Below are 12887 nucleotides of genomic sequence, written 5' to 3'. Positions count from 1 at the left end.
AAGAATGAAGAAGATAAAAAATAAAGTAGCGCATTGGCTCTATGCCTCGCTGGTGGCGATCCTATTGTTGCCAGTCGTGCTGCCGCTGACCGCCTGCAGCAAAGAAGATGGGACAGCACCGGAAGTGGCCCCTGAAAAAGAGCTGCTCGTATCTGCTGAAAAGGTGGCTACCTTGCCGGCTGCTTCCCTGAAGCAATTGGCAGGTGCGTATGCTGGGAGCCTGCGGGATCAGCTAAAGTATGATGTAGCGATATTCCGGGTACATTACCTGACTACCTTCCAGGGAAAAGAAACGGAGGCTTCGGGCCTGGTCGTGCTGCCCCTGAACAGGACTACACCGGCACCGGTGCTGAGCGTACAGCATGGCACGAACTTTAAGCAGGACGAAGCGCCTTCTGTTGCATCAGGAGGTATGACGGGCTTTGAGTTTTTTGCTTCCGCGGGGTATATTACCCTCATCCCGGATTACCTGGGATTTGGCGCTTCGAGCCAGGTATTTCATCCGTATTACAACCAGCAGTATTCCGGACTGGTGGTAGTGGATATGATCAAGGCGGCCAGGTCACTGTATAAGAAGGAAAAGGTCGAAGCCAATGACCAGCTATTTCTGGCAGGTTACTCGGAAGGGGGCTATGTAACACTGGCTGCCCAAAAGGAGATCGAGACCCACCCGGAGCACGGCCTGAAAATAACCGCTTCGGGTGCCGGAGCAGGTGGCTATGACCTGACAGCTATGCTGGCCGATGTCGTAGCCGGTAAACCCTACAGTTATCCGGCTTACCTGGCCTATGTGCTGCAAAGCTACAACACGAGCTATAACTGGAACAGGCCTTTTACTGACTTTTACCAAGAGCCCTATGCACCCCGGTTAGCCGGCCTTCTGAACGGAGGGCACAGCGGGGGCAGCATCAATAGGCAGATTCCGACAAAACCGGAAGAGCTTTTTACAGCGAAGTTTCTGGCTGATCTGAAAGGGAACGGAGAGCAGGCACTGAAGCAGGCTTTGCAGGAAAACAGTTTTAACGATTGGGTGCCGCAGAGCCCGACCCGCTTATACCATGGCACCGCCGATGTGATTGTGCCCTATGCCAACAGCGAACAAACCTACCAGCGCATGAAGGCGGCCGGCGCTCCCGACCTGACACTGGTGCCCATCCCGGATGGCACGCACGAGAGCAGCTTTATACCTATGCTTAAGGACCTGGTGCCCTGGATGCAATCCTTCGAGAAACGGTAAGCAGTATGCTTCTATAAAAAGAAGACCTCATTGCTTAGCAATGAGGTCTTCTTTTTAGGTGAAAAGGGTTCAGAGTTGGAGCCGCTATACCTTGGTAAACTTTACGGTATACACCATCGGGATAAGGTCCTGCAAATGCGCAATGCGCCAGAAACCATCAGGCCCCTGTATTGTGTGTGCGAAGCAGTTGTAGGGCGAGTACGGAAATTCGTGCAGGTGCTCCAGCTGCAGGCCCTGGTTGCGTAGCGCCATGATGACCTCACTTAGGCTGTGGTTCCAGGAGTATTCCTTGTACTGGATCGGAGCGTTCCGGTCGGTATAGGTGCCCGAACTCTCTTCCACGATCGGCTCCTGCGTGTTGTGGTAAGCGTATTTGATTTCCTTGAAGTCATTGTCGAACATCCAGACCACCGGGTGAAATTCTGCCATGTAGAACGTACCGCCCGGTTTCAGAAAATGAGCAATAACTTGGGCCCACTTTTGCAGGTCCGGTAGCCAGCCGACCACCCCATACGAAGTAAACACGATATCAAACTGCCCCTGCAGGTTCTCCTTCAGGTCGTATACATTGGAGCGCACAAAACGGGCATCGAGTCCGAGTTCCTGGTTGAGCGCCTCTGCCTCCCGGATAGCCTCATCCGAAATATCCATACCGGTCACTTCTGCTCCAAGCCTGGCCCACGAAAGTGTGTCCAGCCCGAAGTGGCATTGCAGGTGCAGCAGACTTTTGCCCGCCACATTTCCCAACTCCTCCAGCTCCATGCGGTTAAGGGACGTTTTACCTGCCTTAAAACCGGCCACATCATAAAAATCGGATGCTTTGTGGATGGGGGTACGCAGGTTCCAGGCCTGGCGGTTCGCTTCAAAGAATGCCTCTTCCATAAAAAATGCTTTTAGAATATAGAAAGGTAATAATATTTTGTAGATATAAAATTTACTATATTTAGGTTTGAATAGAATTTTAACTTCTAAACAGAACACACATGAAAATTACAGGGAAAGAAGGCGGACCGATAGACCGCGCTTCGGCCAAAAGATGGACGGCAAATTACAGACGTCAGGCAGGACAGGGAAAGGTGCATTGTCATATGTTCGGAAAAGACACGATCCGCGAACTGCTGGACCAGGACGGATGCATGGGCATCAAGATTTACTATGCCCTGAACGATGAAGGCAAACAGCAGGTCTTGCTGGTAAGTACGGATGCGGATGGGAATAATATGGAAGACGGCTTGATCCTGGACAAATCCGCATCCTGTCCGCCGGATTGCAGCGGCACGGGTGACTTAGACGAGTAAAGGGTTGAATGGATATTTTTAGATTTTTTGTTTACCTATCCGCTTCCTCCATACTTGTTCCGCTGGTTGTGGCTTCCTTCCGGTTGCGCAACGGCGGACCATTTGTATGGATTTTGTTTAGCTATGCCCTGGTTATTTCCTTTGTAGAAGGCGGTGGTCTTTACACGGCTTATATGCTGGGGAAGAATAACTTTTGGCTTTCTCATTTATACGTTCCCTTAGAGTACATGCTGCTTTCCCTGGCGCTCAGCCTTGGCTTCCAGAACAAAGCGATCCGGCAAGGCATCTACCTGTCCATTGGGCTGGTGCTGCTGTTTGCTGTAGCCAACCTTTTTCTGTGGCAGCCGCTGGACACGATGAATTCCTATGTCAGAACGCTTAGCAGCACCCTGATGAGCCTGCAGGCATTGCTATACCTGTACAAGGCCTTTATGGACATGACGAACGTGAAACTCCTCCGGGATTCATTCTTCCTGCTGAGCGTAGGTATACTCATCTACTTCGTGGGGACTGTTTTCCTGTATGTCTTCCTGGAAAACATGATCCGGGAATCGAGGCCGCTGGCACGCTCCTTCATGATCATCAATTCGATGTGTACCATTACCTTTAACCTGATTGTAGCCACTGTGCTATGGAGAGTACCCCGACGCTAGATCCCTGGCTTCCCGTCCTGATCATCACGCCTGTCATGCTCCTGCTGGTAGCCGGCATCATTGTGTTCGTGGTGCGCTACCACAAGCGCCTGGTAGCGCATCACGAACACCTGCGGCACCTGCAGGAAATACGGCAGCGGCAGTTGCTGGAGGCAGCTCTGGAAGCGCAGGAAAGTGAGCGCCGTCGCGTAGCCCGTGACCTGCACGATGAAGTAGGGGGTATGCTGGCGCTGGTGCGGCTGAACATCGGGCAACTCGGCGGGCAACCTGCCCCATCCGTCGGAGCAAGCGACACGGCAGTACGGGCCAAGCAATTGCTCGACGAGGCCATCGGGAGCGTCCGCCGCATCTCGCACGACCTGATGCCGGTGGTGCTGGAGAAACTGGGGCTAATTCAGGCGATCCGGAGTATGGCCCATTCCATTCCGCCGGGCAGCGGACTGGAAATAAAATTCACGCACAGCCAGGATTACGAGCGGCTCCAAGCCCGACAGGAGCTGCTGCTCTTCCGGATCCTGCAGGAGCTTCTGAATAACTCCCTCAAACATGCCGGCGCTTCGGTCATTACGATCGACCTGCAAAAAAACGGGCCGGAGGTACGGCTCACGTACACGGACAACGGCAAAGGATTCGCATACGCTCCAGCTTCGCAGGACACGCCCGGCGCTACCGGATTGGGGCTAAAGAATCTCCAGAGCAGGGTCAGCCTCCTGCAGGGGACCTTTGCGTATAATTCTGCACAAGGTGCCGGAATAAAAGCTGAAATTGTCATTCCAATTTCATAGATTTGGCTTACTACTTATGAAGGCCTGCTTATGGAAATGCAGTCACTTACGCTGGCGATTGCCGATGATCATACCCTTTTCAGGAAAGGGATAATCGAAATTCTGAAGAACTTTAATGAAATAACCGTTACCAGCGATGCCGGCAATGGCGTAGAGCTGCTGGAAAAAGTAGAGCACAACCTGCCTGATATCGTGATGCTGGACCTCGAAATGCCTGACATGGACGGCATTGCCGTCGCCCGTTACCTGCTCAGCAAGTACCCGCAGGTGAAGATACTGGTGGTATCGATGTATGGCGAAGAGGAACTGGTGAATAAGCTGATCGAAGAAGGCGTGCATGGGTACCTGCTCAAGTGCGCGGAGCCTGACGAATTGCGGGAAGTGCTCCAACTGCTCAAAACCGGAAACACGCATTACTGTGCTGTCCCGAAACAACACTTCACGTTAGGACACTTAAAATAAAAGCCGCGACCTCTCGCGGCTTTCGTGTTTTGCAGGCTATCCCACCGTCCGGATGTGCTGAACCACCCACACGGCGACCAGGGTAACGACACAGGCCATGATTCCGACCCATTCAAAATGGACCAGTTTCCCGTCAGCTGCCTCCTGCACGATAAAGCCTGACACCAGCGCGGCTATACCTGCTCCCAGCTGCTGTACCGAAGAACTGATGCTCATAAAACTTCCCCGCAACTTAGGCTCCACGCTGGAGGTCATCAGCGACATGGCCGGCACAAAACGTGCCCCAAAGAAAATAAAGAACACCGTCGATACCAGCAGGGCCACATAATGCTGCACGGGAGGCAGGTTTGTGATCAGCAGGATCGGTACCAGAGAGATCAGCGCAGCTGCCCGGAAAACGAGTTGTTTGCCATACTTATCTGCCAGTCGCCCGGCCCATTGCGAAGTGAACACGGTGGCAAGTCCCCCGAAAAGGTAAATGTAACTCAGCTCCCGCTCCGTAAAGCCTACATTGGCCACCATGTACGGGCTGATGAAAGGCACGACCAGGAAGCCGGCAACCGTCAGGGCTAACATCAAGGACATCGCCCATTGCAGGTTGCGCTGCACCAGGATCGCCTTCAGTACCTGAAACGGATTGCCAGGGACAGCATTGGTCAGGTGACCGCGCATAGGAGGCAGAAAGCGGACCGATCCCAGCAGGATGATCAGGCTCAGGCCTACCAGCAGGTAAAACGGCGCATGCCAGCTCATCTCACTGGCCAGGTATAAACCAATTGGTATACCGGCAATGGAGGCTACTGAGAAAGCAGCCATCACACGTCCTGTGGCCGCTCCCCGCCGGTATTCAGGTATAGCATCGCCGATGATGGCCAATACCAGCGCGCCCAGCACACCGCCAAAACCACCGGCCACCACGCGGGCGGTCAGCAGCAACCCGAAAGTAGGGGCAAGCGCACAACCCAGTGTCCCGATGATGAAACCAAGGTATAAGGCCAACAGCGCATGCTTGCGGTCAAACCGGTCGATGAAGAGCGCACTCACAAAGCCGGCAATGGCAGCGCTGAAGGTATAGGCCGATACCAGCAGCCCAAACTCCCGCGGCGATATCTGGAAAACGCGCATCAGTTGCGGGCCTAGCGGCATCATGATCACAAAGTCCATCATATGGGTGAACTGGATCGCCGCCAGTATAAAAATCAGCAAGCCTTCCCTGATGTCCTTTTTAGGTACCAGGGGCTCCTGTTGCTGTGCACTGTGGCCTACGGTATGCGTATCTTTCAAGCTGTTCATAGTTTAAACAATATTATACGATCTTTCCGCCCTTTGAACAGGCTATACGGACCGTATGCTGGCGTATTTTATCGGAAAATCCGGACTGGCCGAAGGTATCTAAACTTCAGCGGGCTCCAAAATGTTTTCGTGAAACAAGATATCGGAGGGAGTAGTAAAGTTTTTATGGCGAAGAAGCAACAGGAGCTGGTATGTGAGTTGTGTGGCCGGGAGGTGCTCTACCTGACGAGCCACCACCTGGTGCCCCGCGAAGAGGGAGGCCGCTATGGCGCCACGGCAGAATTATGCCAGCCCTGCCACAGCACCTTGCACCTCACCTTCAGCAACCGCGACCTGGCCACTACCTACAACTCCATACCTGCTTTGCAGGAAGCCGAAGCATTGCAGAAGTACCTGAAGTGGGTGCGAAACAAACGTCTCGAACGCATTGCCAACCGGCGTGGCAGGCGCCGGAAATAAGGCTTTACTTGCCTGTAACGGCGGCTTCCCCTTTCTCCCGGAGCTCCAGTACCAGGGCCGTTTTGAACTGAAGAAAGTTTGCCTCCAGGCCGGCCGGGTAGTGATGCGGGTTGAGCAGGCGCTTGATACTCTCGTGCAATTTGTTGAGCTCTGCTTTCCGGTGGGCTCTGATCGTTTTGAGAGCAGGTAGCTGGCAGACCAGTTCTCCCTTCGCCAGGATGGGCACCAGCAGGTCCTGGTAAGCGGTGCCGGCAGGTATAGCTTTGCGGTGCGTGCTGTCCAGCGGGTTCACGACCAGGATGTTTTCCGGCAGGGGCTCCGCTTCATTGAAGATCATATCGGCGATATACCCGTTTTCGTCATAATAGCGGCGCACCTGTTGTACCCCCGGGTTGGAGGTTTTTTCGAGCTGCTCCGATAGTTTGATGTTATAGCTCCAGCTGCCGTCTTCCTGGCGCAGGGCCGCCAGTTTGTATACCCCGCCCAGAGCAGGCTGGTCGTAGGCGGTCACCATTTGGGTGCCCACACCCCAGACATCAATTTTGGCTCCTTCCTGTTTCAGGCTGGTGATGATGTGCTCGTTCAGGTCATTGCTGGCCACGATGTTGGTTGCTGTGAATCCCGCCTCATCGAGCAGCTTTCTGGCCTCTATGCTCAGGTAGGTCAGGTCTCCCGAATCGAGTCGTATACCGTTGAAGGTGAAACCCGATGGCTGGAGTTTCCGGGCCACCCGGATCGCATGCTTCACGCCTTCGAGGGTATTATAGGTATCTACCAGGAAAACGGAGTCATGTGGAAAAGCAGTACCGTAGGCTTCAAAGGCAGCACTTTCGCTTTCAAAGGCCTGCACCCAGCTATGGGCGTGCGTGCCGCTGACCGGTATGCCGAACAGCTGACCGGCCAGCAGGTTAGAAGTGGCATCTACTCCGCCTACATAGGCAGCCCGCGTGGCAGCCAAAGCGCCGTCTATTCCCTGGGCACGCCGCATGCCAAATTCGCTAACCTTGTCGCCTTTGGTGGCCTCCACGATGCGGGAAGCTTTTGTCGCGATCAGCGTCTGGAAGTTGAGGATGGTGAGCAGGGGTGTCTCGACGAGCTGGGCCTGCAACAACGGCCCCCGCACCCGCAGCAAGGGCTCGCTCGGGAATACAACCGTGCCTTCAGGTATGGCATCGACATCGCAGGTGAAGTGCAGCTCCCGCAGGTAGTCCAGGAAGCCCTGCTCAAAGAGGGGCTCGTTCCGGCTGCCTTTCAGGCTGCCCAGGTAGGCCAGGTCCTCCTCCTGAAACCGAAGCTGTTGCAGATATTCCACGGCATGTTCCAGGCCGGCCGCTATGGTATACCCTCCTTTGAAGGGGTTCTTGCGGAAGTAAAGGTGAAAAACAGCTTCCTGCTCCGCCATACCCTGTTTCCAGTAGCCATAGGCCATGGTGAGCTGGTAGAGATCGGTAAGGAGTGTGAGCGAAGTGTTGTATATCTTTTTGAGCGTCATGATCTGGAATGCTAGCTTCTTAAAAACGGATACCGGTGCGAATGGATTTGGAAGGATACCCTTGTGGCTTCCGGTCACGGTACAGCGTCAAAATTAGTGTAACGGGTTGGTTTTGCAGCAGGGTCTGTCACTTTTTTACAGTCAGGCCACTTTTCCGTACCTTTAAGGCATGATGAAGCGACAGTTTATACCTTTCTCAGAGGCTAAAAAATACAAGGCGATCATTGTGGATAGTGCGCATCCGAATGGTTTTATACTTTCTCACTGGCGCGGTGTGCCCACGCCTGCCGAAGCGCGCGACGATACGAGCGCAGCCATCGTCCTGAACGCGCTGCGGCTCAACCTGCCCGGGTTAGAGCTGCCGTACGTCACCGCCAATCATTTCGATATTGATGGTTTTGTTGGGGTATGGAGCCTGCTGAACCCGGAAAAGGCACTGGAAAACGAGGAGCTGTTGCGGCAGATGGCCCTTATCGGCGACTTCCGGGAGCTGGACTTGAACCACCCGCTGGCAGGCGAAGCGCTCAAACTGGTCTGCTGGATCAATGCCCGGGAGCGGGAGATGTTTTATGCACCTTTTGCAGCCGATGAGATGGAGGAGGCGGAAGTGAAGCTCTGCCAGAACAAGTTTGCGTATTTTCTAAGAGAGTTCGGGCGCGTGCTGCAGGACCCGGACTGGGAGAAACCGGTGTGGGAAGAGGAAGTAGCCGATGTGCTGCTGGGCTACCGGGACACGTACAAGCCGGACACAAAACTGGAGCGTCACCCGGACATCGGCCTGATCATCGTCCAGACGCACCGGCCCCTGCACTACTACGCCTTGTTCAGCCGCACCATTGGGTTTGATATCGTGCTGAGCTGCTATGACGACAACCGCTACGAACTGGAGTACAAGTATACCACTTGGGTGGACATTGCCTCGAGGCCAACCCTGCCGCGTATAGCCCTCGACCCGCTGGCGCAGCAACTCAACGAGTTGGAGCAATCTGGCCGTACCTGGACCTGCGACAGCATCACCGAAACCGGCCCGTTGCTCCGCCTGGAAGGAGGGGAGCTGTCCCGCATGGAGACGTTTGACAACCCGGATAAACGGGAAATATTTTCTTCTTCCATACCGGTTGGGGAGTTGAAGCAGACGATCCTGGATTATTTCAAAACAGCGTATGCAGGTATACAACCCAAGCGCTATTGGACCTGGGAGGAGGTAAAGGAACTCAACCGCAGGTATAAACAGGTATAGCAGGAGCGCAAACAGAACGTTTGTCATTTTTGAGAACCAGATTCATGCACCTTTTTGTTTGCGCTCGTATACATAGTAAAACTGTGATATAGAGCCTACGGTACACTAACCAAACAGAAACATGAAAAAGATTCTCTGCCCAACAGACTTTTCCAAGACGGCCGCCCGGGCTGTGGAGTATGCCACCCTCATTGCCCGGCAGGCTGGTGGCCACCTGACGCTGTTGCATGTCGTGCACCTACCGATCGTGGATACGTCGGAAACGGCGCTGGTAGCCAGTGAGCTGTTGGGGGAGCAGATGCGGGACGCCGAAGAGCGCCTGAAAGGGCTTTGCCAGCATATGGAAGAAGTGCATGGCGCAAACAGGGGCAATGCGTTTACCTGCGATTATGTACTGAAAGAAGCCCTGCTGACCGATATCACCCAGCATCTGACCAAGAGCAGCGGTTATGACTTGATCGTGATGGGCACAACAGGCGGTGGCAGTGCACTGGAGGAACTGCTGATCGGTAGCAATGCCGAGGCGGTGATAGAACAAGTGAAATGTCCCGTGCTCTCCGTGCCGTCCACAGCCGATAGGCCACGGATCAACAAAATCATTTACGCCTCCGACTATGCTCCGGAAGATACGGAGACACTACGCGAAGTCCTGAAATTTGCCAGCCTGTTCGGGGCGACTGTCGATGTGGTGCATGTCACAAAAGAAGCAAGTGAAGCCAACAGGTCAAAAGCTGAAAAATTCTGGCATAGCTTACAGGCTGCTTTCCCGGGTGTCCCGCTGCGGTTTCAGGAAGTGATCAGCAGGCACCGGGACGAAGGGCTGAAAAGTTATTTCAATGAAGTGGGGGCCGATATGATCGCGATCCTGCGCCGGGATAAAGGTTTTTTGCGGGAGCTTTTCTCCCAAAGCCTGGCCGAAAAAATGACCTACCAGGCGGAAGTACCGTTGCTGGTACTCAAAGGCAGCAGGCATTAAACGTGCATAAGGTATAAAAAACAAAGGCGGCTCTTTCCGGAACCGCCTTTGTTTTTTATACCTTACTGACCAAGTCCGGTTTCCATTCTCACTGCATCCTCATCAAAAATATGGGCCAGGTCGCCGCTGCAGGTCTCGCAGTTGTACCGGTCAAAGTCTTCGATCGCCCGGGTGAGGGTCAGGTTCCGGAATGTGCTGTTACAGGTTATCAGCACCGGGCAATCGTGCTTTTGGTGGAAAGTGTCTGCCGGGCCATCCATGCAGATATAGACCCGCTTTTTGGCCAGATCCGGCGATATAGAAAAGAACTCCGGTTTGGGGCGGGGTTGCTGCTGCACGGTATCTGCCTGGGCGATGACTTGTTGGGTAGTATCGGTTGCCTGTTCGTCAGGAGTCTGGCAGCCTGCAAAGGCGATGAGCAGGAAAAACAGACCTGCAGTAGCATGTTTTAGCATAAGGGGGATGTCGTATAGGTATAGCGAATAGCCAAAAATAAGTGCTTTTATTCGGGGCTGCAAGTTTTGTCGGCGCGGCGGTTATACTGCCGGATAGCGACTGCTTCCGTCACCGTCAGTGTTTGTTCCTTGCAACGCTTCAACACGGAGCAGTTTTTGGAAAAGTGGTAGACCGCTGACCCGGAGCTGTCGCAGAGGTATACCTTCCGGTTGGTGGCGCCGGCAGGTACAGACGCTTTGCTGTTGTCGACGGGAGCCGGTTTTTGCTTCCGGAAATCCCAGGGAGCTACCGGATTCGGGTCCTGCCACAGGCCACGCTTGAAGCGGCGGGCATCGGCCTCCAGGTTCTCAAGATTCTTGTCTTTGGAGTAGGCTTTATAATGCCAGGCAAAGCCTTCGCGCACCATCTCTTCATTCAGGCTGCGCCCGTCCGGAAGCACAATGGTGCCGACCGTGCGACCATAGCGGTCCTTGTTGTGCTCGATCAGCCGCACATTTTTGCCAAAGGCCAGGTCAGAAGCGAACTGCTTGGCCTTTTGCCCGAAGGCCTGGTTCTTTTCAGGCGTATCGATCCCATACAACCGTACGGTCACTGGCTGTCCATTGCGCAATACCTCAAACGTATCGCCATCCTTTACGCCCACTACTTTGTCCCCGGCCACAGTAGCAGGTGTCGGTGATTCGACAGATGCCCGTGTGTTATCGGGCGCTGTTTCCTGAGCGGCCTCAGGTGCCGGCGGCACCGGTTGCTGAGCCGGGGGTAGACCCTGGCGCTGCCGGAATTCTTCACGCGCCTTATCGCCATCTTGATTGCAGGACGGGAAAGTAAGCAGGAACAGCGCGTAGAGGTAGATGAATAAGGTTCTTTTCATGGATCAAAGGTGCTACTATTCTTCTTTTACCACAACTACCGGCAATTGTTTAGCGCAATATTTTCAGGTATAGCCCGCATGTAGAAGGGAGAAAAGAACCTGTTTCGATGTGGAGGCAGTAGCTGGCAGGTATAGGGAATAAGCGTGGGATCAGACCAGCTCCTGCATTTCCCGTTCAGCCTCAGACGGGGGAGCTTTCTGTGCCGGATCAGGGCTGACGAAAGGCACCGTGAACATGAAATTACTGCCGCTTCCAGGCGTGCTTTCCACCCAGATCGCTCCTCCGTTCTGCTCCACAAATTCCTTGCACATGGCCAGCCCCAGGCCGCTGCCTTTCTCGTTGGCAGTACCACGGCTGGAATAGCTGCCGCGCCCGAAGAGCTTCTGCTGTACTTCGGGGGTGATGCCTATACCTGTGTCCTGCACCGAAACCAGCAGCATTCCCTGCCGGATGCTGGCCGAAAGCGTGACTTCATCGTTTTCCTTGCAGAACTTAATGCCGTTGGAAATCAGGTTGCGGAGCACAAGCCGGATCATGTCCTTGTCGGCAATGGCGGTCAATTCCGGGGCGATGTTGTTTTCCAGTTTTATGTTCTTGCTGGCCGCCATCGGCAGCAGAAGACGAAGGTTCTCCTCGGCCAGTTCACGCAGGACGATCGGCTGCCGGTCTGCTTCAAAACCCTCCATCTGTGCTCTTGCCCATTCGAAGAGGTTATCGAGCATCCACAGGACATTTTGCTGCCCTTTCACCAGGCTATTAAAGAGGCTTTCCTGTTTGTCAGCGGGTACTTTGCCCATGGCCATCACGTGCAGCAATCCTTTGAGCGCTACCAAGGGTCCCCTCAGATCGTGGGCGATGACTGAGAAAAGCTTGTCTTTGATCGTGTTGAGCCGCCGAAGCTCTTCTTTCTGGGTCTGGAGCTGCTCGGCCTGCATTGTCAGCGCTTTCTGGTGCTGGCTGAGTGCCTTGTTCTTATGTGTGATCAATTCGTTCTTCTGAGTAAGCACGTTGTTGATGTGGCGCAAGTGCTGGCGTCTTCTGAAAAACACGTAGGCGATCACACAAACCAGGAGCAACAAGGCGATCATGAAATACTGGATAATACTCTTTTGCTCCAGTTCCTTTTTATTCAGCTCCTGTTCTGCCCGGAGCAGCAGGTTTTCCTGGTCCTTCTGGGCAGTCTCGTACTTCACCCGTTCCTGGGCGATCCTGTTGGTGGAGTGCTCGTTTTTGAGGCTGTCGCCATAGGCGTTGTACAGGGTCAGGTAGTGATGGGCCATTTCATAATCTCCCATGGCCGTATAGATCTTATCCAGTACGGCAGCATTGTACTGAATCTCGGCTTTGCCCTTGTAGCCTTTTGCGATTTCCAAGCTTTCCAGGGCATTGTCAATGGCCTTGTCATACTTTTGGGCAAGCAGGTACGCTTCTGCTCTGCCCCGCAGCGCATATACCTTGTCGTGCGAGCTCCGGATCATTTCGGTCAGCGGGAGCGCCTTGTTGAAAAAAGTCAACGCTTTGGCATGATCCCCCTTGCTGGTGTAGGCGTTGCCGATGTTGATCAGGGAGATAACAATGCCGCGCTGGTCTTTCAACTGCTCCTGTATCGGGAGGGCGTAATGATAATAAACCAGCGCGCGCTCAAATTTTCCCTGGGCCAGAAA

The 12887-nt window shown here is 54.0% G+C and carries 14 protein-coding genes; 8 read left to right on the top strand and 6 right to left on the bottom strand.

Features of this window, described 5'->3' with window-relative positions:
- Positions 1 to 1237: alpha/beta hydrolase family protein (locus OB13_RS03765; protein ID WP_461488810.1), on the top strand; the 1237-nt coding region annotated here is incomplete at its 5' end.
- Positions 1238 to 1321: 84 nt separating this feature from the next.
- Here the strand turns inward: OB13_RS03765 and OB13_RS03760 are convergent.
- Positions 1322 to 2119 (bottom strand): class I SAM-dependent methyltransferase, encoded by a 798-nt coding sequence (locus OB13_RS03760; RefSeq protein WP_461488809.1) that lies wholly within the window; start codon positions 2117 to 2119, stop codon positions 1322 to 1324.
- A gap of 101 nt (positions 2120 to 2220) precedes the next feature.
- Here OB13_RS03760 and OB13_RS03755 point away from each other — a divergent pair, with 101 nt between their 5' ends.
- The 4 genes from OB13_RS03755 to OB13_RS03740 are packed head-to-tail and all read left to right on the top strand — an operon-like array spanning position 2221 to position 4435.
- The gene (locus OB13_RS03755) at positions 2221 to 2535 is read left to right on the top strand and encodes a hypothetical protein (protein WP_461488808.1); all 315 of its coding nucleotides are present in this window, start codon (positions 2221 to 2223) and stop codon (positions 2533 to 2535) included.
- A gap of 8 nt (positions 2536 to 2543) precedes the next feature.
- The gene (locus OB13_RS03750) at positions 2544 to 3188 is read left to right on the top strand and encodes a hypothetical protein (protein WP_461488807.1); all 645 of its coding nucleotides are present in this window, start codon (positions 2544 to 2546) and stop codon (positions 3186 to 3188) included.
- Positions 3167 to 3973, top strand: a complete 807-nt coding sequence (locus tag OB13_RS03745) for a sensor histidine kinase (protein ID WP_461488806.1) — start codon at positions 3167 to 3169, stop codon at positions 3971 to 3973. Before OB13_RS03750 ends, OB13_RS03745 begins: the two co-directional genes overlap by 22 nt.
- 30 nt (positions 3974 to 4003) lie before the next feature.
- A complete protein-coding gene (locus OB13_RS03740; RefSeq protein ID WP_461488805.1) occupies positions 4004 to 4435 on the top strand; it encodes a response regulator in 432 nt (143 codons plus the stop codon).
- A gap of 36 nt (positions 4436 to 4471) precedes the next feature.
- On the opposite strand, the gene OB13_RS03735 is transcribed toward OB13_RS03740, so the two are convergent.
- On the bottom strand, positions 4472 to 5728 hold the full coding sequence (locus tag OB13_RS03735; protein WP_461488804.1) for an MFS transporter: 1257 nt from the start codon (positions 5726 to 5728) through the stop codon (positions 4472 to 4474).
- Positions 5729 to 5893: 165 nt separating this feature from the next.
- Here OB13_RS03735 and OB13_RS03730 point away from each other — a divergent pair, with 165 nt between their 5' ends.
- Complete coding sequence (locus OB13_RS03730) at positions 5894 to 6187, top strand: HNH endonuclease (RefSeq protein ID WP_461488803.1); 294 nt, start codon at positions 5894 to 5896, stop codon at positions 6185 to 6187.
- A gap of 4 nt (positions 6188 to 6191) precedes the next feature.
- Here the strand turns inward: OB13_RS03730 and OB13_RS03725 are convergent, their stop codons facing one another.
- The gene (locus tag OB13_RS03725) at positions 6192 to 7679 is read right to left on the bottom strand and encodes a nicotinate phosphoribosyltransferase (RefSeq protein WP_461488802.1); all 1488 of its coding nucleotides are present in this window, start codon (positions 7677 to 7679) and stop codon (positions 6192 to 6194) included.
- 169 nt (positions 7680 to 7848) lie between these two features.
- On the opposite strand from OB13_RS03725, the gene OB13_RS03720 reads away from it, so the two are divergent.
- Positions 7849 to 8919: a DUF6687 family protein gene (locus tag OB13_RS03720; protein ID WP_461488801.1), complete on the top strand. Its 1071-nt coding sequence runs from the start codon at positions 7849 to 7851 to the stop codon at positions 8917 to 8919.
- A gap of 121 nt (positions 8920 to 9040) precedes the next feature.
- A complete protein-coding gene (locus OB13_RS03715) occupies positions 9041 to 9895 on the top strand; it encodes a universal stress protein (RefSeq protein WP_461488800.1) in 855 nt (284 codons plus the stop codon).
- A gap of 62 nt (positions 9896 to 9957) precedes the next feature.
- On the opposite strand, the gene OB13_RS03710 is transcribed toward OB13_RS03715, so the two are convergent.
- The 3 genes from OB13_RS03710 to OB13_RS03700 all read right to left on the bottom strand — a co-directional run.
- Positions 9958 to 10350 (bottom strand): hypothetical protein, encoded by a 393-nt coding sequence (locus OB13_RS03710; RefSeq protein ID WP_461488799.1) that lies wholly within the window; start codon positions 10348 to 10350, stop codon positions 9958 to 9960.
- 47 nt (positions 10351 to 10397) lie between these two features.
- Positions 10398 to 11222 (bottom strand): thermonuclease family protein, encoded by an 825-nt coding sequence (locus tag OB13_RS03705; protein ID WP_461488798.1) that lies wholly within the window; start codon positions 11220 to 11222, stop codon positions 10398 to 10400.
- 150 nt (positions 11223 to 11372) lie between these two features.
- A partial coding sequence (locus OB13_RS03700; protein WP_461488797.1) for a tetratricopeptide repeat-containing sensor histidine kinase occupies positions 11373 to 12887 on the bottom strand: 1515 nt, incomplete at its 5' end.

It is taken from the genome of Pontibacter sp. HJ8 (genome assembly GCF_054824225.1).
The sequence above is the reverse complement of the archived record's forward strand: the minus strand, read 5'-3'. Positions and strand labels throughout refer to the sequence as shown.